Source organism: Bradyrhizobium sp. MOS001, from assembly GCF_004634465.1.
Taxonomy (GTDB): domain Bacteria; phylum Pseudomonadota; class Alphaproteobacteria; order Rhizobiales; family Xanthobacteraceae; genus Bradyrhizobium; species Bradyrhizobium barranii.
The window spans coordinates 1-22,758 of sequence record NZ_SPVJ01000010.1; the positions used below are offsets into that span (position 1 = coordinate 1).

Consider the following 22,758-nt stretch of genomic DNA (forward strand, 5'->3'; position numbering starts at 1 on the left):
TGATTGCGGGACATCCCGCCCTCGATCGCGGACACGACACGCTTGCGAAGATCCAGAGAATAAGGCTTGCCCATCCATGCTGGCCTCCAACCCAGCCAGCATGGTGAATCAGAAACACACCGATTTGGGAATCCCAAATCGATTCAACCTAACCCCATCCCGCTTTAGCGCCTCGCGACCGCCACGCAAACAAAAAGGCCGGCTTTTCAGCCGGCCTTTTCAATTCATATCGCTCGCAATCAAGCCTTGACCAGCGGGCCCTTCGAGGTCGGCCCCTTCGAGCCGCCGGAGCCGCCACCGCCCGGCTTGGACTTGCCCGGCGGACGCTTGCGGGCGCCGGGCAGCTTCTCCTGCTTCGGCGTGATCGGACCGTCGAGGAACTCGAACCCGATCTTGTCCTTGGTCTCGTCGGCCTCGTCCTTGACCAGGACGACGCGGACGTGGCCGCCACCCTTGAGCTTGCCGAACAGCACCTCGTCAGCCAGCGGCTTCTTGATGTGCTCCTGGATGACGCGGGCCATGGGCCGTGCGCCCATCTGCTCGTCGTAACCATGCTGGACCAGCCAGGTCTTGGCGGGCTCGGACAGTTCGATGGTGACGTCGCGATCGCCGAGCTGAGCCTCGAGCTGAAGCACGAACTTCTCCACGACCGTACCGATCACCTCGACGCTGAGATGGCCGAACGAGACGATGGCATCGAGACGGTTGCGGAATTCCGGCGCGAACTGCCGGTTGATCGCCTCGTGGTCGTCGCCTTCCCGCTTCGAGCGCGTGAAGCCGAACGCCTGCTTGGCGAGATCCGAAGCACCTGCGTTCGTGGTCATGATCAGGATCACGTTGCGGAAGTTGACCTGCTTGCCGTTATGGTCGGTGAGCCGGCCGTGATCCATGATCTGGAGCAGCACGTTGTAGAGGTCGGGATGCGCCTTCTCGATTTCGTCGAGCAGAACCACGCAATGCGGATGCTGATCGACGCCGTCAGTGAGCAGGCCGCCCTGGTCGAAGCCGACATAGCCGGGAGGCGCGCCGATCAGACGCGACACGGTATGCCGCTCCATGTATTCGGACATGTCGAAGCGCAGCAACTCGACGCCGAGCGACGCTGCGAGCTGCTTTGCGACTTCGGTCTTGCCGACGCCGGTCGGTCCCGAGAACAAATAGCAGCCGATCGGCTTCTCCGGCTCGCGCAAACCGGCACGCGCCAGCTTGATCGATGCGGCCAGCGACTCGATGGCCTTGTCCTGGCCGAACACGGTGCGCTTCAGGGTCTGCTCGAGATGCTTGAGCACCTCGGCATCGTCCTTCGACACGCTCTTCGGCGGGATCCGCGCCATCGAGGCGATCGTGGTCTCGATCTCCTTGATGCCGATCGTCTTCTTGCGCTTGTTCTCGGCCACCAGCATCTGCGCCGCGCCTGACTCGTCGATCACGTCGATCGCCTTGTCCGGCAGCTTGCGGTCGTGGATGTAGCGCGAGGAGAGCTGCACCGCGGCCTCGATCGCCTCATTGGTGTACTTCAGCCGATGGTAGTCCTCGAAGTAAGGCTTGAGACCCTTGAGGATCGCGATCGCGTCCTCGACCGTCGGCTCGTTGATGTCGATCTTCTGGAAGCGCCGCACCAGCGCGCGGTCCTTCTCGAAGTGCTGGCGGTATTCCTTGTAGGTGGTCGAGCCCATGCAGCGGATCGTGCCCGAGGCAAGCGCCGGCTTGAGCAGGTTCGACGCATCCATCGCCCCGCCCGACGTCGCGCCCGCACCGATCACGGTGTGGATCTCGTCGATGAACAGGATGGCGTTGGGATGCGCTTCGAGCTCCTTCAGCACCTGCTTCAGGCGCTCCTCGAAGTCGCCACGATAGCGCGTGCCCGCGAGCAGCGTGCCCATGTCGAGCGAGAACACGGTCGCAGCCGCAAGAACCTCCGGCACCTCGCTGTCGACGATGCGCTTGGCGAGGCCCTCCGCGATCGCGGTCTTGCCGACACCGGCCTCGCCCACGAACAGCGGATTGTTCTTCTGCCGGCGGCACAGCACCTGGATCGCGCGGTTGATCTCGGAATTGCGTCCGATCACCGGATCGATCTTGCCGTCGCGCGCCTTTTTGTTGAGGTTGACGCAATAGGTCTCGAGCGCTTCGCCCTTCTTCTTGGCGTCCTCGGTACCCTTTGCCTCGGTCTCTTCGTCGACGCCGCGCACCGGCCGCGCCTCGGAGACGCCCGGCCGCTTGGCGATGCCGTGGCTGATGTAGTTGACGGCGTCATAGCGCGTCATGTCCTGCTCCTGCAGGAAGTACGCGGCATGGCTCTCGCGCTCGGCGAAGATCGCGATCAGCACGTTGGCGCCGGTCACCTCTTCGCGACCGGACGACTGCACATGGATCACCGCGCGCTGGATCACGCGCTGGAAACCGGCGGTCGGCTTGGCGTCGTCGGCGCCATCCGTCACCAGATTCTCGAATTCGGTTTCAAGGTAATTGACGAGGCTCGTGCGGAGCTTGTCGAGATCGACGCTACAGGCGCGCATGACGGCGGCTGCATCGGAGTCGTCGATCAGGGAGAGCAAGAGATGCTCGAGCGTCGCGTATTGGTGATGACGCTCGTTTGCGATCGCCAGCGCACGATGCAGGGATTGTTCAAGGCTTTGGGAAAAAGTCGGCATTCGCGTCCTCTATGGCCCCCACCATCATGATCGCCATCGCCCGGTCAGGCAACAACAACCTTTGTCACATATAGTTATACAAGACCGCGGCGAAAGACCGGTTCCGCGACTCAAATGGGCATTACGCGCCCACGGCATGCTCGATGCAAAACCCGTTCCGATTTGGGCAGAACTACCCATTTGGGCAGGATTGACGCCGCTGATTTTCGCGGGATCACGCAGCAGGATGTGCTGCCGTCACATACCGCGCAACCAGAACCGATCTAAATAACTCTGGATGTGAACGCGCAGTTATTTCTTTTCCATCACGCATTGCAGCGGATGCTGGTGCTTGCGGGCGAAGTCCATCACCTGCGTCACCTTGGTCTCGGCGATCTCGTAGGTGAATACGCCGCACTCGCCGATGCCGTGATGATGGACATGCAGCATGATCTTGGTCGCGGCCTCGATGTCCTTCTGGAAGAACTTCTCCAGCACATGGACGACGAATTCCATCGGCGTGTAGTCGTCGTTCAGGATCAGCACACGATACAGGTTCGGCCGCTTGGTCTTCGGCTTGACCTTGGTGATGACAGACGTATTCGGCCCCGTCGGTCCGCCCGAACGGTTCTCGTCATTGCTCATACGAGGAGCGTGGGCAGCGGCTTGCGCGGACAGGTCTAGTCTGAAAGTCAGGTGCGGCATGGCTCAGGCGTTCAAATTCCCCACGGAAGCGAGTGACGGTCAGCCGCGCGGCCCCGCCCTTCGGAGCTTTGCACGGGCGCGCCGCCTTGTTGGATCACCGCTTCCAACCGGTCCGGTCAAGCCCGGCTCGATTGTAGGGAATATGGGCCCGCCGCCGGCTCGCCGCAAGCGTGCAACGGTCTGGCCAAAATGGTCGAGGCAGTCCCGATTCCCGGTCCGGCGATCCTGACCAAGGTTAGTCAATCCGGACCGATTTGACAAAAGTTTCGGCCGGCACCGTTTAGAACATCTTGACTAGGAATCCGGCCGTTAAGCGGCAGCGGCGGTTTCGCGGGATACCTCCGGTTTTCTACGGTCCAATCGAGCTGCCGTTCAATCGCGTGGCCCCTGGTGCGCATGCGCGTCGCCATGCTGCTCGACAACGCCGGCTCGATGGCCCAGGACGGCAAGATGTCGGCGATGCCGACGGCCGCGAAGAACCTGGTCGATCAGCTCAGTGGCCTCGTGCTCCTCGCCGGCGGTCTCGATGCGCAGAATCGCTGGTGGTACAGCAATGCCTCGCACGCGGCGGAAGAAGCTGCGCGACGACGCCAAGGCGAGCGGCATCGACGCGTTCTGTCCGGTGATGTCGGCGAGTCAGACCGTGTGGGGTTGCCGCCGGTACGTCGCTGTCGAAGCTGCGCGTGGCGCGCTGAACCGGATCTCTGTCGCGACAAAAAAAAGCCCGGCTGAACCAGCCGGGCTTTTCGATTCCAGGAGTTCCAGAGGAAGTTAGTTGGCAGCCGGGGTAAACTTCGAAACGATGATCTCGACCGGCTTGAACGCCTGCTTGGCGAGGTCGCTGTAAAGGCCGGCGATCTTCTGCGATTCCGCAACGAAGGTCTCGTAGCTGGAACGGGCGAAGTCGGTCTGCGCTTCCACGGCCTTGTCCAGCGACTTCACGCCGGAAAGCTTCTCGACGAAGGACTTGGTGTCTTCAAACGACTTCTTGGTGTAGTCGCCATACGCGCTGGCGATCGCCTGGAGGCCATGCTGCATCGAGGTCGCGGAAGCAACGCACTGCTCGAACTGCTCTTTCCCGTAGCTCTGAAAGTCTTCAACCTTGAACATTTCGGAATCCTTTTTCCCTGGCTTTGGTCCGGAAGCCCCGGCTCCCTGACTCCGCCCAAAAATAGTGCAACGCACAAAAAAGTCAAGAATCTTGTGCGACGCACAAAATTAGATGCAAATCGCTGAGATTCCCGGGGTTTCCCGCAATGGTTCCTTAAGCTTTTGGAAACCGCGGACCCCTACCCTGATTCCCTGGACGTGTTCAGCTTCCGCGAACGGTCAAAAGCCGTTCGAGAACATCACCTTAGCCAGAACAGCGGCTTAGGCCCAACGTTTCCCGCAGCGAACACCAGCGGAGAGACAGCCTGAGCAGGTAATGATCCCGGGTCGAGTGGGCACAATTTCGCCTCACGGGCCGGTGATCAAGTCAGAAACGGGGACGGGGTTTCATGCTTCGTAAAAACTTGTCTTCCTCGCGCTTGGCGCGGGTTGGCGTTTTCGGGCTTCTTACGGTCACCGCCGTAGTCATCTTCACCGATGCTGCCGAGGCACGGCGTCACCGGCGCCAATACGCTCACCACCGGGTGCAGCGCGATGTGTCCGACAGCTCCAGCCCGAAATTCGCATCGATCATCGTCGACGGCAATTCCGGCTCCGTGCTCCAGGCAACGAGCCCAGACGGAATCCGCCACCCCGCCTCGCTCACCAAGATCATGACGCTCTATCTGCTGTTCGAGCGCCTCGAGTCCGGCAGGATGAAGCTCGACACCGAGATGCCGGTCTCGCAGCACGCCGCCGATCAGGATCCGACCAAGCTGAACCTCCGTGCCGGCCAGACCATCCGCGTCGAGGACGCGATCAAGGGCCTCGTCACCCGCTCCGCCAACGATGCGGCCGTCGTGATCGCGGAAGCGATCGGCGGCGACGAGGACGACTTCGCCCAGATGATGACGCGCAAGGCGCGCTCGCTCGGCATGTCCAAGACGGTCTACCGCAACGCCAACGGCCTTCCCAACGACGAGCAGGTCACGACCGCGCGCGACCAGGCCACGCTCGGCCGCGCCATCCAGGAGCGCTTCCCGCGCTACTATCGCTATTTCGCGACCTCGACGTTCAATTGGCGCGGACAGTCGATCCGCAACCATAACCACCTGCTCGGCAGCGTCGAGGGCGTGGACGGCATCAAGACCGGCTACACCCGCGCCTCCGGCTTCAACCTCGTGACCTCGATGCGTCGCGGCAACCGCCACCTGATCGGCGTGGTGCTCGGCGGCCGCAGCGGCGGCTCGCGCGACGCCACCATGCGCAACCTGCTCGCGGAGAACCTCGAGAAGGGCGCCACCACCCACACCGTCGTCGCTGTCACCGAGCGCAACGGCGCAGATGCCAATACCGACGTCGCCGATGCATCGGAGCCCCCGGCCCGCCCCGCTCCGCAGGTCCAGCAGGCCGCGGCCGCCCCTGCCCCCGAGACGGCCCCGCAACGTCTCGCCTCGCGCCTCTCAGCGCTGGCGGCCGCGACCGCCGCGATGCCGCCGGCTCAAGCCAGGCCTGACACCAGCAAGCCTGAGGTTCGGCCGACTGAATCCAGGATCGAGCCCGCGCCGCTCACCAATGGCGTGATCTCCAGCCAGCCGCTCTCCATCATCCCCGGCTCGTCCGAGCCGATGAAGCCGGTCCGGGTGAAGACTGTTCAGGTCAAGGCCGGCACCGTGAAGGTTGCCTCCACCGCCCCGGCTCAGCTCGCACCGCAGGTCACGAGCACGATTGCGGCCCGCTCCGAGGTCGCGGAGACCTCCGGCGCCGTCGTCGCCCGCGCCGATCTCATCAACAAGCCCGAGATGGCGAGCCAGCCGGAAGCGCCGAAGGCCGAGCTCGCCCGCACCGAGATGCCCCGTCAGCCGGCGGGCTTCGGCACCGGCAACGGCATCCTCGGCGTGCTGCCGGCCGCAACGGCCGCCGCGCCCACTCCGGCTGCTGCGAAGCTCGCTTCGGCCGATCCTGTGCCGCAGCCGATCCAGATGAGCGCCACCACCAAGCCGGTCGTCACCCATAGCGGCTGGATCGTCCAGGTCGGCGCACTCGAGAGCGAGAACGAAGCCCAGCAACGCATCGACGCCGCCCGCAGCTCGGCCCGCGGCCTGCTCAGCAAGGCCGACCCGTTCACCGAGCCGGTCCTCGCCAAGGACAATCGCAAGCTTTACCGGGCCCGTTTCGCCGGGCTCGAGCGGGACCAGGCCGAAGCCGTCTGCCGCGCCCTGAAGCGCGCCGACATCTCCTGCATCACCGTCCGCAACTGATCTGTCGTACCGCTCCAATCAAAATGCCCGCGCTTTTCGCGGGCATTTTTGTTTGGGGGATGCGGCAATGCCAGTTCCGCGACAACCTCTCGTCAAGGATTTACGGTTAAAACTTTACTCAAGGGATCGACCACGCCGACAAAGGCGGGCATCGGGGCGACGGCAGACAGAGCAAGCGGAGCTTACGCGGTACGGGCGTTTGTAGCGTAGTGCCGGAGTTAGCCGTTATGCGTGCGAAGCAGAGTATCCTTGGCCTCGTTCACACGGGCAGCGAGATACGTCGAGCCCCCCTGGTCGGGATGGAGTTTCTTCATCAGGGACTTGTGCGCCCGGCTGATGTCGTCGCGCCCCGCGCCCGGCTGCAGGCCAAGGATCTGATAGGCTTCCTCCGCCGTCATTTTGCCGCTCGGCGCCGTGCGGCGCTGCCGCCCTGCCGCATCGCCCTGCGCGTTCTGACGCCAAGCGGGAAACCGGCGGTCCAGATAGCTTTCAAGTAGGGCCACGCTCTCGGCGTCGAACGCCGGAGCCATCGCCAGCAGGCCAGCGAGATCGAACTCCTGGAGATCGCGCCCGGCGTGAGGACCGGCGACGATCTGGCCGGCGAGTTGCCCCGAATCGTGGTCGAGCCGCATGTCCAGGAATTGCGAGCGTACGCGCGAGGCCTGTCCGGCCGGCCGCGTTGCGCCACCGCCGAACAGCCCGCCGATATTGCCGAAGCCGGCATTGGCCAGCGGCGTCCAGCCCAGAAGCCCGGCGCCGAAAATCCCGAGCGGGATCGCCACCGCCAGCTCGCCCCGCAGGCCAGTGAACGCTGCGACCGCGAGCGCCACCACGCCGCCACCGAACTTGATGGTGCGCGCCAGCACCGCCGGATTGGCGGAGCGGAACATCTGGAGCAGCAGATAAAGCGTGATAACGGCGATGGCGCCGGCGATCAGGGTCATGGCCGGAATATAGTCGTCCTCACGGCAAAATGCATGGCGTCCGTCTCCGACGCGGGCCGCTACTTCATCTGCCCGATCAGCTTGGCCGCACCGCTCGCACTCTTGGCGAGTTTCAACAGCGCCTCGCGGCCGCCGGCGGCATAAGCCGCGGCCGCGCGCAGCAGCTCGCGAAGCTGCGCCGCCGCGCCGGGATCGAACCGGCACCAGGCCCCGCCGGTCAGCCGCGCGATCTCGCGAAAGGCCTGCTCGGCCACGGCGTCGGCGCCTTCCTGAAACACGAACACGGGCACCTTGAGCATGCCGAGCTCGCCGGCCTTGGCGCAGAGCTCGTCGACCTTCTCCTCCATGGCATCGCCGACGAAGACGACCGCGCGCACGCCCGAGGCGACCGCCTCGCGCCGCACGTCGCTCAGCACCTTGCCGATCTGGGTGTCGCCGCCGCGACAGTCGATCTTGCTCATCAACGTCGCGAGCTTCGCGCTGTCGGAGATCCAGCCCGTGGCGCGACACTCGTTCAAGCCGCGATAATAGACGAGCCGGATGTCGAGGCTGCCGATCGCTGCGGCCTCGCGGAACATGTCCGCCTGGAGCGCGCAGGCCATGTCCCAGGTCGGCTGCCGGCTCATCGTCGCATCCAGCGCGAAAATCAGCCGCCCCTTCGCGCCGGGGGCATGCGGCGACAGCGCACGCGCCTTGGCGACGAACGCGGCGATGTCCTCCGCGGTGCTGGCTTGAGGCAGCGTGCCGCCGGTTTGGCTCGAGACGGCATCACGGCCACGCGGTTTGACGGGTTCGCCGGGCATCCCTGCTCGCTTCTTGCGTGAGCCGCTAATGTGGATAGCGCCTGCGGCCCGGTCAATGTGCAAAGCCTCCGCGGGCGGATGCCGGCGGAGGCTTTGCAGGTCGTGCAGACGATCGGAGCGGTGTCGGTGTCAGCCTGTGTCGGTGTCAGCTCTTGGCAGGCGCCATCAGAGCAACCGGACCAGGCTCTAGGATATTGGGCGGGGCCGAGCGCGTATCGACGGGCGCGACGGCGCTATCGCCGTCGCTCAGGAACTTGTCGAGCATGCTCTGGATCGAGTTCTTCGCCGCATCCGGACCGGTGTCGCGCATGTCGTTGTGCTGGAATTCGGTCTTCACGACCTGGATGCCGGCCTTCTCGCATTCCTCATCGGTTGGGATGACACCCGCGTCGGTCTTGAACTGCGGATCCTGCGAACGGAAGGACAGGATCTTGAACTTGCCGGCAGTGACGAAGGGCACGCGCAGATTGTCGAGCGTGACGACCTTCTTGACCTCATCCGGATACTGCTTGGCGAAATACATCGTGATGTCGCCGCCCATGGAGTGGCCGACCATCGTCACCCTGTCGTAATCGGCGTTGGGCTGAACCTTCTTCATCTCCTGCATGGCGAGATGGATGTTGGCAACGCCGCGCAGGATCTGCGGCAGCCGGCCGACATAGAGCTCACCGGGCTTCGTCACCATGGGAGGATCGGTCGGCAAATCATGCTGCGGGCTTACGACCATGTAGCCGCGCGCCGCGAAGATGTTGGCGAGGAAGCCGTACTCGGTATTCTTGACAGTGTTGCCGTGATTGATCACGGCAACCGGCAGCGTGATCATGCCGGCATTAGCCTGCATTTCCTTGTCGCGGCGGACCGCGATATCGACAGGCACGGGACGGTTGTCGCGCGAGGCGTCGTAGAAGGTGACGGTCTCGTGCTTGATGGCCCACTTGCTCGCCGTGACATAGGCGACGCCGCAGAGGGCACTAACCGAAACCAGAACGGCAATTCCACGCTTCATTTTCGTCCTCAGCCTCAGGCTCTTGCGGCCTGAATCCCTGTTGAAAATCGTGTTCTTCCGGGGCTCTTCGGCCCCTGGTCGCCTATTCCCTAATATATGTCACAGCCGCGTGACAGGAAGCTTAAATATTGTGAACCTTCAGCCCTTTCATTGTGCGCCGCACGCGTTTCTTGGGCATCCCGTTCTCAGGCGGCTACGTCAGGTGCAGGCTACCATCCGACGCAACCGGTCTCGATTGGCTTCAATTTCACGGTAAACACGGGGTGAAACGGCCAAGCCCGCACTCAGTTCCGGCGGGAACCGGCAGCTTCAATCGGCTGGAAGTAGCGATATACCGCCGCCTCAGGCGCCGAGGATGTCGTGGACCTCGAGCGGCTTGTCGACCTGGCTGAACCACTCGGCGCGATTTGCCGCACGGCGGCGGCCGCGTTCGTCGAGCGGCAGCTTGAGCTGGCGGAGCAGGCCCGTCACCTCTTCCCGCGCGGTGAGATGGCCAAGGTTGGGCCGCATGCCGAGCGTGGCCTCGTCGATCTCGTCGAGCGCGGTCAGGCCGCGCGGAAAAAATTCGCGATAGACGACGCGCTCGGCAAAGCCGTCGACGTAGCGGAAGCCGAGCCGCAGCGACAAATCCTTGAGGCCCTCGGCGACGAGCTGCTTGTTGCGGGAGCCGAGCATCGACAGGCGGTTGCGCACGACGATCCAATCGGTGCTGGAGCCGTCGAGCTGGCGCCGCTTGCGCCTGACATCCCGCACCATCTCGGCATAGTGGCTCTCGCCAGTCACTGCGTAGTTGGCGGGATCGACGGTGCCGAGCACGTCGAAATCGAGGAAGCTGTCGTTGATCGGCGTGACCAGCGTGTCCGCCATCGAGTGCGCCAAGCGCATCAGATAGCTGTCGGTGCCGGGCGTATCGATGACGATGAAGTCGAAATTGCTCTCGACCGCCGAGACCGCCTCCATGAACTGCTGGAACTCGGAATTCTCGTTCTCGGCGATCTGCATGGTCTCGCCGAGCTTGATGCAGCGATGCACCGGCAGCTCGAGGCCGAGGCCGGTGCGGCGCGCCCAGGCGGAACGGTTGCCGATGTAGCGGGTAAAGCTCTGCTGACGGCAGTCGAGGTCGATCGTGGCGACGCGCTGGCCGGCCTTCAGCAGCGCGACCGCGATGTGCAGGGCGGTGGTCGACTTGCCGGAGCCGCCTTTTTCGTTGCCGAGCACGACGACATGCGCCGAGCCGGATTGGCCTTGGCTAGCCTGCACAAGCATAGCGATCCTCAACACCCCTGATGAATATCTTCGAGTTGGCCGCGTCTGCGGTCAAGTGAAATGCGTGACAGTAAATGCAAATCGCAGCGCGCCGTGTTCGAAATGAATCACGGCACCATCTCTCGCTTGTGATTCAGCCATGTCGCGACATCGTTCGCGGCCTCGCGCGGGATGCTGTGCCGCTTCCGAATGCATGGCGTCCACGATCGGCGCTTGTTAAGGTTAGCCGGCCGGGCGCCGGGACGCGCCCGCTTCCCATTCCCAACCCTGTCGAGTCCTGATGTCACGAAGCCCCTTGATCGCCCGCACGGTCCCCGCCTTGCGACGCGCCGTCGACAATCTTCGCAAGCGAAAGGCCACGATCGCGCTGGTCCCGACCATGGGGGCCCTCCATGACGGGCATGTGTCGCTGGTGCGCCTCGCCAAGCGGCGCGCGAGTCGCGTCGTGGTGTCGATCTTCGTCAACCCGACCCAGTTCGCCCCGACCGAGGACTTTGGTGCCTATCCGCGCACCTGGAAGTCCGATCTCGCCAAGCTCGCCGCCGAGGACGTCGACATCGTCTGGCACCCCGGCGCCGAGGCGATGTATCCGGAAGGCTTTGCGACCCGCATCGTGCCGGAGGGGCCGGCGCTGGCCGGCCTCGAGGACCGCTTCAGGCCGCACTTCTTCGGCGGCGTCGCCACCGTCGTCAGCAAGCTGTTCACGCAGTGCCGGCCGGACGTCGCGATCTTCGGCGAGAAGGACTTTCAGCAGTTGCGGGTGGTGACGCAGATGGCGCGCGACCTCGACCTCGGCGTCAAGGTGACCGGCTCCCGCACCGTGCGCGAGCGTGACGGGCTCGCGATGTCCTCGCGCAACGTCTATCTCTCGCCGGAGGAGCGGCAGACCGCGACCACGCTTTACCGCGCCATGAAGGACAGCGCCGGGCTCATCCGCGCCGGCGAAGCGATCGCATCCGCGATGACGCGCGGCGCCGGGACGATCACGGCGGCCGGCTTCGCGCTCGACTATTTCGAGGCCCGCCATGCCGAGACGCTCGCGCCGGTCACCTCGCGCAAGGACGGCCCGTTGCGGATCCTGGTGGCGGCCAAGCTCGGCACGACCCGGCTGATCGACAATATCGCGGTGTAACCGCCGAGCTCGATCTTGCGCGTTCCATCGCCCGGATGGATGATCGGGGCGAGGAAACGAGCCGGCTGGCAGGGGCATGTCATTCATCCGCACGATGATCGTGAACGGCGTGCTGGCGCTTGTCGCCGCGACTGCCGCCCAGGCACAACAGCGCCCGCCGATCGGCCTGTACGGGTCGCCGCCAGATGCGATGATCTTCTACGTCGCCCATGGCCCCGCCGGGGCCTGCGGACCGGGCTGCTCCGACTGGATCGCCGCCGAGGGCACGGTGCAATGGGACAGCTACAAGCGGCTGATCGCGATTCTCGATCGCCAGGCGGGACACAAGCTGCCGCTCGTCATCCATAGCTGGGGCGGCTCCAACCTCAATGTTGCGGTCAGCATGGGCCGCATCCTGCGCGACCGCCGCCTGGATGCCACCGCCGGCGCGACCGAGGTCGGGGCCTGCGCCGGCAGGCCGGAGGCGGATTGTTTTGCGCTGAAGCGCCCGGGCGGACCGCTCGACGCCAAGGTATCCCTGCCGGATCCGGCGTGCGATTTCGCGTGCGTCCTCATGCTCGCCGGCGGGGTGAATCGCAGCCTCCCGCAAGGTGCGACGGTGGTGCTGGCCGGCCGCTCCATCCGCAATCGCCGCGCGCCCAACGTGGCGCCCGAACAGCGCGAGAGCCTGACGGCGATCTTTGGCGAGCAGTATCGCAAGTACCTGCACGAGATGGGCGTCGAACCCGAGCTGGTCGACATCATCGACGCCATCGGCGAAGGCGGACGTCCGGTCGTGATGCCGCCCTCCGACTGGGCGCGGCTGCACATCGTCACGCCGCCATGAGCGGCTGCGTCAGAGCAGTCCGAGATCGCGCAGTTCGCGCCGCATCGGCTCCGGCATCGCCGCGATCGAGCCGGCGGCCGACTTGCCGAGATCGGGCGGTACGGAATCGTCGCTGAGGTAGCGCCAGCCCTGGAACGGCCGCATCGGCCGCGGCGATACCGAGATCACCTTCGACTGCATCACGATCCGGCAACGGCCGATGCCGTCCTTGTCGCGGAACGGCTCGATGCCGATGATCTTTTCACGCGCGGCGATTTCGCCCTTGATCACCCAGTACAGCGACCCGCCCGCCAGGATCTCGGCGTCGCGCTTAGGCACCATGCGGGTGATGTGGATGTGATGTTGCGGCAGACCCTTCTTCTTGGCGGTCTGCATCCGTTCGGCGACCCACCCCTTCAATTCCTTGACGGAGTCGCAGCCGACGGCGAGCTTGATCAGATGTAGCGGCATGCGCCCAGCATTAGCCGGGCAGCCACGCATTTGGAATGCCGAACTATTCGTTATCCGCAGCCGCAGGAGCCGGGGCCGGAGCCGGCGGGGCGAGCGGAACCGGTGCTGCGGCGGGCGCACGCGCGGCCTTCGGCGCTGGCGGCTTCTTCGCAGCCGGCGCCGCAGGAGCAGCAGCCTGCGCCGAGGTCGGAGCGGACACGCGCGGCGCCGAGGCTGCGCCTCCAGCAGGCGCCGCCTGTCGCACCGCCGCCGTGGGCGGCTCCGGATTCATGATGCTCACCGGCGGCGTCGAAGACGCGCTCGGGAACTCCGCATTGGTCGGCCTGCCCGTCGGCATCGATGGCGGCATCCCGGCAAGCGCCGCGGTGGCCGGCATCGCCGGGGCCGTTGCGGGCGCGTTCCAGCCCGGCGCATAGCGTGCGACCAGCGTGTCGTAGAGATGGGAATCCATGTTGGCGGCGACCCGCTGCTGATCGGTCAGCGAGCGGAAGGCGGCGCAGTCGAACTGCGTGCAGCCGTCGCGCGCAACCAGCACCTGCGCGACGAGGCCGTAGCGATCGCGCTCCAGCGCCTTGCGCAGCACCTTCATGTCCAGCGTCAGGCTCTTCTCGGCGGTCGCGGCATCGCCGAGCGCGGTGAGCCGGTCGATCCGTGCGGCGGTGTAGGAGACGGCCGCAGCCGCCGCGTCAGGCGAGCCGAACAGCGCCTTCTCGCAACCAATCGCCACGGCATTGCCGGCGAGATCGTCGAGACAGGACAGCGCCGGCAGGCTGGCGACGACCGCGCTCTGCGCGCGCGCCTCGCCGGGCGGCGCCTCCTCCGCCGGACCATAAACGCGCACGGTGGCAGCTACCGCGATGGCAATGGAAAGCAGCGCGATGACGGTCAGCGCGCCGTTGGCAACCGACCTTTCGGCGCGCACCAGCGTAATCAGGAGAATCAGGCCGAGGAAGCCGGCGGCTACCAGGATCATCCACATCGGAAAGGCCTGCGGGCGCGAGATTTGGTCGAACGAAGTGGCCCATGCCCAGTTCATGCGCGACGCCCCCTCACGCCAGCAAAGAGCGAATGGTCAAAGCGAGCCCCCGCGAGTCGGCAACTGCCCCCGGTTCACCATGTCGAGGCGAAGGGGGCCTTTTGACGGCGAGCGAAGCGAATTCCTTCGCGATGTCAACGCGCGGCACCGTCATCCGTCAGGATTGGGCGAGCTGGCTTTCCTTGGCGACGCGCTCGAACGCTTCAGTCGAACTCTTGATGCGGTACTGGCAGTCGTCGCCATCCGTCGGCAGCAGGCGGATGATCTCGTATGAGCCACTCGCAGCCGGGCGCGCGACGTTGCTGGCAGTGAACAGTACGCGCGTTCCCACGGGGAATTTATGCTTCAACGCCCATCTCCATGACTCAAACAGCGCCGGCCGTGCCCAGGGTCCCACTGCGTCGGACCGGCTGAAAACCCGGCGTGACATATAGCACGCAATGCGGCGTTTTGGCCAGCGGTATACAGGCATGGCAAATAGGCCGATCCGGCAGTATTTTCAGGACGATAGTGCGGGAACCGGTGGGTGGAGGATACCGCTGGAACCGGCTCCCTCAGACGGTGTGGGGCAGATGCCCCTCCGGGCTTGCCTGGTCCACGGCCTTGGGCAGTTCCTGGGCCAGAATCTGGCCGAGCTGGTCGACCGGGATGTTGTAGCGCGCCGCAAGCTGCCGAACCGTGTCGCTGCCGAGCACCGCGCGGAGCTGGTCGGCCGAGATCGGCAGGTTCTGGCCGTTGCTGAGCCAGGATTTGACCTGGTCACCGAAGCCGGACTGCTGAAGCTTCGCGACGATTGCGCTGAGGCCGCCCTGATTGTTGCTGCCGAGCACCTCGTTCAACACCGCCGGCAGGACCGCGGCGCCGAGCTGGCCGAGCGCGCTGCGAAGCGCGGGGTTGTTTTCCAGCGAGTCCAGAATTCCCATGCCCCTGCCCTCTCCCAAGCGGTCCTTCCACCGCGATTGAGCGCCGCCAGCCTGCACATCGTCAAGCGGCGCCCGATCACATTCGCGGGTCAGACGTTCTCGAATTTCTCGATGACGAGCGTTTCGGCGATTCCGTCGCGGGTCCATTCCTGGAACGCCGGCAACGCCATCATCGTGTCCATGTAGGCCCTGGTCTCCGGCGTGACCTCGATCGCGTAGGTGCGGAAACGGTGCACGACCGGGGCGTACATCGCATCCGTTGCACCGAAGCGGCCGAACAGGAACGGTCCCTTGGCACCGTAGCGCGCCCGGCACTCCCGCCAAATCTCCTGCACGCGGGCGACGTTGGCCTTGGCGTCCGCCGACAGCGTCACGGCGCCCACGGGGCGGTGCAGGTTCATGCCGCATTCGTTGCGCAAGGCCATGAAGCCGGAATGCATCTCGGCGCACACCGAACGGGCGTGCGCGCGGGCGGCGACATCGTCGGGCCACAGCTTCGCTTCCGGATAGCGCTCGGCAACGTACTCGATGATGCTGAGCGAATCCCACACAGTGATGTCGCCGTCGACCAGCACCGGCACCTTGCCGGCGCGGCTGAAGGACAGGATCTGATCCTTGTCCGCGGGATTGTCCGTGTAGAGCGGAATGACAGTCTCGACGAACGGGATGTCATTGGCGCGCAGTGCGAGCCATGGCCGCATCGACCACGACGAGTAGTTCTTGTTTCCGATCGCGAGCTTGAGCGCTGCCATGTCGCTGGTCCTTCCCTAGGTCCTTTGGATGCGGATGCGGCTGCTTTTAGCGCCATCGCCTGCCGCCAATCAATCGTTGCCGCACCCGGCCGCGCGTGGCAATCGTTGCGATCTTCGCGAGGAGTGAGACATGGGCGGGCATTGGGTCGACATCACCGCGGTCGGCTTCTTCATCATCGAATGGCTGGTCTATGCCCTGACGCTGGAGCACTCGGCCTATGGCCGCGACAGCCTGTCGGCGCGCATGAACCGCTATCGCGAGGTCTGGGTCCGCCGCCTGCTCGACCGCGACACCCGCATGGTCGACATGCAGATCATGGCCTCGCTCCAGAACGGCACCGCCTTCTTCGCTTCCACCAGCCTGTTCGCGCTCGGCGGCGCACTGGCACTGCTGCATGCCACCAACGACGCCATCACCATCCTCGCCAAGCTGCCGATCGATCTCAGCCCCTCGCCCGCGCTGTGGGAGCTGAAATGCGTCGGCCTCGTGCTGATCTGCGTCTACGCCTTCTTCAAATTCGCCTGGGCCTATCGCCTGTTCAACTATGTCGCGATCCTGTTCGGCGGCATGCCGCCGGCTGACCGGCGCGACACGCCTGAGGCCGAGGCCCACGTCATCCGCACCTCGCGCCTGTTCGAATCCGCCGGCCGCCACTTCAACCGCGGCCAGCGCGCCTTCTTCTTCGCACTCGGCTATCTCGGCTGGTTCGTCAGCCCCTGGGTGCTGTTCGTGACCACGGCGGCGGTGGTGATCGTGACCTGGCGAAGGCAATTCGCGTCCAGTGCCTGGGCGGCGATGGCGCCGGAGGAGATGGATGGTGCGGAGACTCGGAAGCGCGGTTCTTGAGGCATCTGCTGCGCGCGAGCGAAGGGCGGCACGCGTTTTCTCCACACCGTCACTGCGAGCGCAGCGAAGCACTCCAGGATCTTTTCACGGTGACAGTCCGGATTGCTTCGCTACGTTCGCAATGACGACACGACTGGCTCCGTCATCCCAGGACGCGAGGCCTGCCCACACCGCGATATCCCGGCCTACTTCCTGCGCATCGTCCCGGACCGGCAATCGAATCTGGCCACAGGCCGATCCATCTGCCAGAGCTCAACGTCGCGACCGTCGACGAGCCTCTCCGCGGAGCTGATCGCAGCTTCGTCGTCGATGCAATCCATGTGGATCATTCTGATGGGACGATCGTGTAGCCCCACGATCAATGCACGGTAAGCCGACATTTTTGTCTCCAGGCAAGGCGCGATAACAAGCGCGGGCCGGAAGAATGGCGCTGACGGCATTTGAATGCGATGGGGAGTGCATCGTCTGTTTATAAGCGCGACATAAGTTGCCGGCAGCGCGCCGCCGAGGCCGGTCCTATGCCGATCCTATGCAACCGCGATCGCGCCAATCTCGAAATCATACAGCATCCAGCACCATATCCGCTCCGTCGCGCAAGCTCGCGCGGCGTAGCGAACTGGTGAAATGATGTCGAATTCAGGGGTCAGCGACAGGATCATCGATCCGATGATGGCCATCGCGAACTGCTCGACGCGGCAACGCATCGTCGTGGTCGGCGCGAAGAGCATGGAATTGGTGATTGAGCTGCATCGTCGCGGATATCTGCTGGCGGCGGCGGCAGGTAATTGCGGCCGGCCGGCAGGTCAATATGAAGTCGCGCTCGTGGATTGGCGGCGACGCACGCTTCACGCACTCGATGCGACAGTGGATTGGCTCGACGATTTCCTGAGCCCCCGCGCCGTGCTGGTGATCTGGCTCGACGCGCAGAAGGCAGCTGCGAAGGACACTCTTCGTGCCGCAGTGACGAAGCGCGGCTTCGTCGTCCTGCAAGGCGCCGAGCATCCTTGCGGCAGCGTGCTTCTGGCGCGGCGCTCGGAGGCCATCCCCCTTCGGCAGGCCGCGTGAACATCCACCCGAACTCATGGATTTGATCCGATGCCAAAATCGAACATTCGACGTGCCGTCATTCGCGAGTGGATGGCTCTCGCGCCGGCGCAGCGAGGCTCCACCGAGCAGGCCGGCGCCTTTGCACGGCGCACCATCGAAAGACATAGCTTGCCACGCAGCCGGAGAACGCCGCACGCCGTGATCATGGCATGGCTGAAGCCGCGAACCGGGAGGCCTTAGCTCGCAGAATGGATAGAGTGGAGCGAGCCGCCTACCCTCCGCCAAAATCCCGCGGCGAGAACGGCAGGTCCAAGATCTTCCATTCGCCGTACTTGTCGGCCGGCAGCATCTTGTAGGGCTGGCAGGCCAGGAGCGCTGCGGTCGCGGATTTCACGATGGCCACGCCCTTCGCGGATGGCGGAGCTTCGATCAGGATCGGCGGGCGGGCCAGTGTGCCGTCGGTGGCGAACACCGTGCGCAGCTTGATGTTGACGTTGTCGGTCGGGTCGACCCCGGCCGGCAGCTTGGCGCAGCTCTTCAGGTGGCGACGCAGCGCGGCGATGACCTCGGGTGGCAGCTTGGCCGCGATTGAATCCTTGGCATCGCCGCCATCGTCCTTGGGGGCGTCTTTCGGCAGCTCCGGCGGCAATTCCGGCGGCAGGCCCAGCATGACGCCGTACTTGACGGTCACGTCAGGCTCCGGCGCCTGATAGGCCGGAGGCGCGGCTTGCGGCTGCTGCATCGCTTGTGGCGGCGGCCGTTGCGACGGCGGCTGCGGCATCGCCTGGGGCGGCGGTTGTTGCTGGGGCTGCGGAGGCGGCTGTTGCGACGGCTGCGGCTGTTGAGGCTGCGGCTGCACATTGGCCTCCCGCTGCTTCGGTGCCTCAGAGGGCTGTGGCTGCGGCTGTTTCTGCTGCGGTTCAGGCGGGGCCTGCGGTGACGGCGCCGCGGCCTGCTGCTTGGTCGCAGGCTTCGGCGCGGCTTCCGCCTTGTCCTTGTCGGTGAAATCCAGCTTCGGCAATTTCAGGTCCGGCAGCGGCTCCGGCGGCTTCTCCTGAGCCTTCTCCTCGGCCTTGGCCTCCTCCTCCTTCACCTGCTCCGGCGTGACGATGTCCACCGAAACAGTCTCGGGCGCCGCGGCGTGAAACGGATGGACTTCGCTGATCAGGATGATCAGCGCCACCAGCGTCAGATGCGCGACCGCCGACGCTGCAATGTCCGTCCGTATGATCTTCCGCAGTTCCATCGATCGATCTTGGGTTGCCACGCCGGTCCTAGCATACAGCGGCCCCCTCTCAATCCCATTTTGGCGCGAAGCCGAAATCGGTCAGACGGCCCTTGGGATTTGCCAGCGCGGCGATCTGGGCCATCTCGTCATCCGAGAGCTCGAAATCGAAAATATCGATGTTTTCCGACAGACGTTCGACGCGCGAGGTGCGCGGGATCGCAGCGACATTCTGTTGCACCAGCCAGCGCAGGCAGATTTGTGCCGGCGTCTTGCGATGCGCGCGGCCGAGCCCGGCGAGCGTCTGGTCGGCCTTGACGCGTCCCCTGGCGATCGGGCTGTAGGCGACCAGCGCGAGGCCATGCTGGTCGCAGGTTGCCCTCACCTTCGTCTGGTCGAGATAAGGATGATATTCGACCTGGTTGCAGACGAGCGGCTCCGGCGAGAGCGCCACCGCCTGCTCGATCAGCGCCACGGTGAAATTGGAAACGCCGATGTGGCGGGTCAGGCCCATGCGCTTGGCATGCGACAGCGCACCCAGCGTCTCCTCCAGCGGCACGTGCGAATTGGGCCAGTGCAGCAACAGGAGATCGACGGAGGAGAGCCGCATCCGGGCGAGGCTCTCCTTGACCGAGCGTTCGAGATCATGGGGCGCGAAATGGTTGGTCCAGACCTTTGTCGTGAGGAAGATGTCGTCGCGGCGCACGCCTGAGCCGCGCAGGCCGTCGCCGACCTCGCGCTCATTGTCGTAGACCTGCGCAGTGTCGATGTGGCGATAGCCGAGCCGCAGCGCCTGCTCGACCACGCGGCCGCAAGCGCGCCCGCCCAGCTCCCAGGTCCCGAGCCCGATCGCCGGTATCCTTGCGCCATTGGCCTCGACGAACAGCATGAGGAATCCTCTCTGTTGCGATCGCCTCAAAACATCATCCGGGCGCCATTATGGACCCGGCCCGTGACAGTGCCAACGGACGACGCCGGCGCCGGGCCGGATATTCAGGGCAATGCTAACGGGAGGCTCGCGCCTGGCCCTGACGTCAGGCTTTGGCGAGCGCCTGGAACACGGTGTCCGGCGCATGCGCTATCACGGCGAGCAGCGCGCGGGCGGGTCCTCGCGGGGCGCGCTTGCCCTGCTCCCAGTTGCGGATGGTCTCGACGGGAACGCCGAGCTTGGCGGCGAACTCCATCTGGGTGAGGCAGGCGCGGCGGCGCAGAGCGCGCACCGCAAGCGAGCTGGCGTCATCGCCAGGGACGGCATTGGCCGCCGCCTGGACCGGCAACGGCTGGACTGGAAACGGTTGGACCGGAAGCTCCTGCCCATCCCGCAACTCGACGACCCGTCCGTCCGCCTTCAGCCGCAACCGCATGTCCATTCCCCCAAGCACGGGCGATGATGCGGCAGGTCGCTTAAGTTCGGATTAAAGATGGTTGCCCGTCGCCGCTACCTCAACCCGAACCACAGCGTCGCGATGCCGAGGAAGGAGAAGAAGCCGACGACGTCGGTCACCGTCGTGACGAACGTGCCTGACGCGACCGCCGGATCGGCCCTGACACGTTCGAGCGCCATCGGGATCAGGATGCCGCCGAGCGCGCCCGCGACGAGGTTGCAGATGATCGCAAGCCCGATGACGATGCCGAGGCCCGGGATCTTGAACCAGGCCACCGCCGCGATGCCCGTGATCAAGGCGAAGGCAAGGCCGTTGACGAGCCCGACCAGGCCTTCGCGCATCACCACGCGCCAGGCGTTGGAGGAGCCGAGCTCGCGCGTCGCAAGCGCGCGCACCGCGACCGTCATGGTCTGGGTCGCGGCATTGCCGCCCTGGCTCGCGACGATCGGCGCAAGCACCGCGAGCGCGACCATCTTCTCGAGCTGCCCCTCGAACAGGCCAAGCACCGAGGATGCAAGAAAGGCGGTGGCGAGATTGACCAGCAGCCAGTTGAACCGCGCCCGCGCAATGGTGAACACGGTATCGGAGAGTTCTTCGTCGCTGTTGACGCCGCCGAGCGCCTTGAGGTCCTCGTCCGCCTCCTCCTCGATCACGTCGACGACGTCGTCGACGGTGATGACGCCGACCAGGCGATCCTGGGTGTCGAGCACCGGTGCCGCGACGAGATTGTACTTGCCGAACATGCGCGCCACCTCCTCCTGGTCCTCCAGGACGGAGACGCGGCGGCGATCCTCGTCGGTCAGCTCGGCAAGCGCGACCGGGCGGCGGGCGCGGAGCAGGACGTCGAGCGAGACCGCACCCTGCCAGTGCTGGTCCTTGTCCACGACGTAGATCTCGTAGAAGCGGTCGGGCAGATCCGGCGTCTCGCGCATGTAGTCGATCGCCTGGCCGACGGTGAAATCCTGCGGCACCGCGATGAACTCGGTCTGCATCCGGCGGCCGGCGGAATTTTCGGGATAAAGCAGGCTGCGCTCGAGCGCGACGCGCTCCTGCAACGGCAGCTTCTCGAGGATTTCCTCCTGCTCCGCCTCGTCGAGGGTTTCCAGCAGCTCGACCGCGTCGTCGGATTCGAGCTCGCGGACGCCTTCCGCAACGGTCTCCGGCGGCAGCTCCTCGAGGATCTCCTCGCGCACGCCCTCGTCGAGCTCGTTCAGCGCCGAGAAGTCGAAGTCGCGCCCGGTCAGCTCGACCAGGCGAACGCGGTGGTCGGGCGCGAGAGCTCCGATCAGATCGCCGAGATCGGCCTCGTGCAGCTCGGCGACGCAGGCGCGCAGCGCGGCGCTGTCGCCGGCCTCGATCGCATGGGCGATCTCCTCGACGAATTCATGACGAATTTCGCCGTCTTCATTGCGCATCGGAACGTGGTCGAGTACCGAGGCCTCGGCGGATGGGGCACCGTCCATATGTTCATCCATGGCGCGCCTCGCCGTTTGACAGGTTGGAACGAGTGGTCTGAGCTGACGGTCAGGCAATACCCACAAGCGAACTGCGAGCGCAATGGCAAAGATGCTTCGGCTGAAATGGATGTCGATCTCGGTGGGCGCGGTCTTAGCGGGCCTCACCGGCATCGCTTCTTCGGAGGCCGCGGACTGCCCGCGCAAGGACGCGCTCGGCACCTCGCGCGTTCTGAGCGTCGACGCCAAGACCACGCCGCGCGTCGGCCTGAAGAGCTTTCCGCAGACGCTGCCGCTCGCCGATCACGAGGTCGTGCTGACCTTCGACGATGGCCCGCATCCGCCGACGACGTCGAAGGTGCTGGCGGCGCTGGCGCAGGAATGCGTGCGCGCGACCTTCTTCCTGATCGGCCTGCACGCCTCCGAACATCCTGACATGGTCAAGCGCATTGCCCGCGAGGGCCATACCATCGGCCACCACACCTGGTCGCACCCGTTCATGGCGCGGATCCCGTTCGAGAAGGCGAAGAGCGAGATCGACCGCGGCATCGCGGCCGACGAGACGGCGCTCAAAGGCGTGTCGACGGTGACGCCCTCGACACCGTTCTTCCGCTTCCCCTATTTCGAGGGGACGCAAGCGCAGCTCGACCTGCTCCAGTCACGCGGCATCGTCGTGTTCGGGGCCGACCTCTGGGCGAGCGACTGGAACGAGATGACGCCGGAGCAGGAATTGAAGCTCGTCACCGAGCGCCTCGCCGGCGCCGGCAAGGGCATCATCCTCTTCCACGACCCCAAGGCACGCACGGCCGCGATCATGCCGGCCTTCCTGCGGTACCTCAGGGACAACGGCTATCGCGTCGTTCACGTCGTGCCGGCGGGCACGTCACAGAAGAGCGCCGATGCGCAATGATGCCGTAATGTCACGGCGGTGCAAAATGGGGTGATTTGGGCCCTATTAACAGTCTGTTCATGCT

24 protein-coding genes are annotated in these 22,758 nt (G+C 65.1%); 7 read left to right on the forward strand and 17 right to left on the reverse strand.

What is annotated here, in order from left to right:
• Positions 1-239: 239 nt before the first annotated feature.
• Together clpA and clpS are read right to left on the reverse strand one after the other, a co-directional pair.
• Complete coding sequence (gene clpA, locus CT676_RS15810; RefSeq protein WP_014494656.1) at positions 240-2,654, reverse strand: ATP-dependent Clp protease ATP-binding subunit ClpA; 2,415 nt, start codon at positions 2,652-2,654, stop codon at positions 240-242.
• A 291-nt stretch (positions 2,655-2,945) separates the two neighbouring features.
• Complete coding sequence (clpS, locus tag CT676_RS15815; RefSeq protein WP_014494655.1) at positions 2,946-3,278, reverse strand: ATP-dependent Clp protease adapter ClpS; 333 nt, start codon at positions 3,276-3,278, stop codon at positions 2,946-2,948.
• Positions 3,279-3,746: 468 nt separating this feature from the next.
• Between clpS and CT676_RS15820 the strand changes: the two genes are divergently transcribed.
• A complete protein-coding gene (locus tag CT676_RS15820; protein WP_135214870.1) occupies positions 3,747-4,070 on the forward strand; it encodes a hypothetical protein in 324 nt (107 codons plus the stop codon).
• Positions 4,071-4,109: 39 nt separating this feature from the next.
• Here the strand turns inward: CT676_RS15820 and CT676_RS15825 are convergent, their stop codons facing one another.
• On the reverse strand, positions 4,110-4,448 hold the full coding sequence (locus tag CT676_RS15825; RefSeq protein WP_135214871.1) for a phasin family protein: 339 nt from the start codon (positions 4,446-4,448) through the stop codon (positions 4,110-4,112).
• Positions 4,449-4,837: 389 nt separating this feature from the next.
• Between CT676_RS15825 and CT676_RS15830 the strand changes: the two genes are divergently transcribed.
• The gene (locus CT676_RS15830) at positions 4,838-6,688 is read left to right on the forward strand and encodes a D-alanyl-D-alanine carboxypeptidase (RefSeq protein ID WP_135214872.1); all 1,851 of its coding nucleotides are present in this window, start codon (positions 4,838-4,840) and stop codon (positions 6,686-6,688) included.
• 218 nt (positions 6,689-6,906) lie between these two features.
• Here CT676_RS15830 and CT676_RS15835 read toward each other — a convergent pair whose 3' ends face one another.
• From CT676_RS15835 to CT676_RS15850, 4 genes are all read right to left on the reverse strand, one after another.
• Positions 6,907-7,632, reverse strand: coding sequence for a DnaJ domain-containing protein (locus tag CT676_RS15835; protein ID WP_063982763.1), 726 nt, complete (start codon positions 7,630-7,632; stop codon positions 6,907-6,909).
• Between the two features lie 59 nt (positions 7,633-7,691).
• Positions 7,692-8,435, reverse strand: a complete 744-nt coding sequence (locus tag CT676_RS15840) for a hypothetical protein (RefSeq protein WP_039147674.1) — start codon at positions 8,433-8,435, stop codon at positions 7,692-7,694.
• A 145-nt stretch (positions 8,436-8,580) separates the two neighbouring features.
• Positions 8,581-9,441 (reverse strand): alpha/beta fold hydrolase, encoded by an 861-nt coding sequence (locus tag CT676_RS15845; protein WP_135214873.1) that lies wholly within the window; start codon positions 9,439-9,441, stop codon positions 8,581-8,583.
• A gap of 342 nt (positions 9,442-9,783) precedes the next feature.
• Positions 9,784-10,707, reverse strand: coding sequence for a division plane positioning ATPase MipZ (locus CT676_RS15850; protein WP_063982760.1), 924 nt, complete (start codon positions 10,705-10,707; stop codon positions 9,784-9,786).
• A gap of 280 nt (positions 10,708-10,987) precedes the next feature.
• On the opposite strand from CT676_RS15850, the gene panC reads away from it, so the two are divergent.
• Together panC and CT676_RS15860 are read left to right on the forward strand one after the other, a co-directional pair.
• Positions 10,988-11,839 (forward strand): pantoate--beta-alanine ligase, encoded by an 852-nt coding sequence (gene panC / locus CT676_RS15855; RefSeq protein ID WP_135214874.1) that lies wholly within the window; start codon positions 10,988-10,990, stop codon positions 11,837-11,839.
• Between the two features lie 76 nt (positions 11,840-11,915).
• Positions 11,916-12,665, forward strand: coding sequence for a hypothetical protein (locus tag CT676_RS15860; RefSeq protein WP_135214875.1), 750 nt, complete (start codon positions 11,916-11,918; stop codon positions 12,663-12,665).
• Between the two features lie 9 nt (positions 12,666-12,674).
• On the opposite strand, the gene CT676_RS15865 is transcribed toward CT676_RS15860, so the two are convergent.
• The 5 genes from CT676_RS15865 to CT676_RS15885 all read right to left on the reverse strand — a co-directional run bounded on the left by CT676_RS15865 (position 12,675) and on the right by CT676_RS15885 (position 15,826).
• On the reverse strand, positions 12,675-13,115 hold the full coding sequence (locus tag CT676_RS15865; protein ID WP_135214876.1) for a DUF1489 domain-containing protein: 441 nt from the start codon (positions 13,113-13,115) through the stop codon (positions 12,675-12,677).
• Positions 13,116-13,158: 43 nt separating this feature from the next.
• Complete coding sequence (locus CT676_RS15870) at positions 13,159-14,151, reverse strand: hypothetical protein (RefSeq protein ID WP_135214877.1); 993 nt, start codon at positions 14,149-14,151, stop codon at positions 13,159-13,161.
• A gap of 157 nt (positions 14,152-14,308) precedes the next feature.
• Entirely contained in the window at positions 14,309-14,500 is a 192-nt protein-coding gene (locus tag CT676_RS15875; protein ID WP_014494643.1) for a hypothetical protein, read from the reverse strand.
• A 205-nt stretch (positions 14,501-14,705) separates the two neighbouring features.
• Positions 14,706-15,074 (reverse strand): YidB family protein, encoded by a 369-nt coding sequence (locus CT676_RS15880; RefSeq protein WP_135214878.1) that lies wholly within the window; start codon positions 15,072-15,074, stop codon positions 14,706-14,708.
• An 89-nt stretch (positions 15,075-15,163) separates the two neighbouring features.
• Entirely contained in the window at positions 15,164-15,826 is a 663-nt protein-coding gene (locus CT676_RS15885; RefSeq protein ID WP_135214879.1) for a glutathione S-transferase family protein, read from the reverse strand.
• Positions 15,827-15,956: 130 nt separating this feature from the next.
• Here CT676_RS15885 and CT676_RS15890 point away from each other — a divergent pair, with 130 nt between their 5' ends.
• Complete coding sequence (locus CT676_RS15890) at positions 15,957-16,673, forward strand: DUF599 domain-containing protein (protein WP_135214880.1); 717 nt, start codon at positions 15,957-15,959, stop codon at positions 16,671-16,673.
• Between the two features lie 527 nt (positions 16,674-17,200).
• On the opposite strand, the gene CT676_RS44030 is transcribed toward CT676_RS15890, so the two are convergent.
• Positions 17,201-17,350: a hypothetical protein gene (locus tag CT676_RS44030; protein ID WP_155257864.1), complete on the reverse strand. Its 150-nt coding sequence runs from the start codon at positions 17,348-17,350 to the stop codon at positions 17,201-17,203.
• On the opposite strand from CT676_RS44030, the gene CT676_RS15900 reads away from it, so the two are divergent.
• A complete protein-coding gene (locus CT676_RS15900; protein WP_135214881.1) occupies positions 17,340-17,738 on the forward strand; it encodes a hypothetical protein in 399 nt (132 codons plus the stop codon). The genes CT676_RS44030 and CT676_RS15900 overlap by 11 nt on opposite strands.
• 253 nt (positions 17,739-17,991) lie before the next feature.
• Here the strand turns inward: CT676_RS15900 and CT676_RS15905 are convergent, their stop codons facing one another.
• From CT676_RS15905 to mgtE, 4 genes are all read right to left on the reverse strand, one after another.
• Positions 17,992-18,966: a hypothetical protein gene (locus CT676_RS15905; RefSeq protein WP_135214882.1), complete on the reverse strand. Its 975-nt coding sequence runs from the start codon at positions 18,964-18,966 to the stop codon at positions 17,992-17,994.
• Positions 18,967-19,015: 49 nt separating this feature from the next.
• The gene (locus CT676_RS15910) at positions 19,016-19,834 is read right to left on the reverse strand and encodes an aldo/keto reductase (protein WP_135214883.1); all 819 of its coding nucleotides are present in this window, start codon (positions 19,832-19,834) and stop codon (positions 19,016-19,018) included.
• A 145-nt stretch (positions 19,835-19,979) separates the two neighbouring features.
• Complete coding sequence (locus tag CT676_RS15915) at positions 19,980-20,315, reverse strand: helix-turn-helix domain-containing protein (protein ID WP_135214884.1); 336 nt, start codon at positions 20,313-20,315, stop codon at positions 19,980-19,982.
• 68 nt (positions 20,316-20,383) lie between these two features.
• Positions 20,384-21,805, reverse strand: coding sequence for a magnesium transporter (gene mgtE, locus CT676_RS15920; RefSeq protein ID WP_028150524.1), 1,422 nt, complete (start codon positions 21,803-21,805; stop codon positions 20,384-20,386).
• A gap of 82 nt (positions 21,806-21,887) precedes the next feature.
• On the opposite strand from mgtE, the gene CT676_RS15925 reads away from it, so the two are divergent.
• Positions 21,888-22,694: a polysaccharide deacetylase family protein gene (locus CT676_RS15925; protein WP_135214885.1), complete on the forward strand. Its 807-nt coding sequence runs from the start codon at positions 21,888-21,890 to the stop codon at positions 22,692-22,694.
• Positions 22,695-22,758 lie beyond the last annotated feature (64 nt).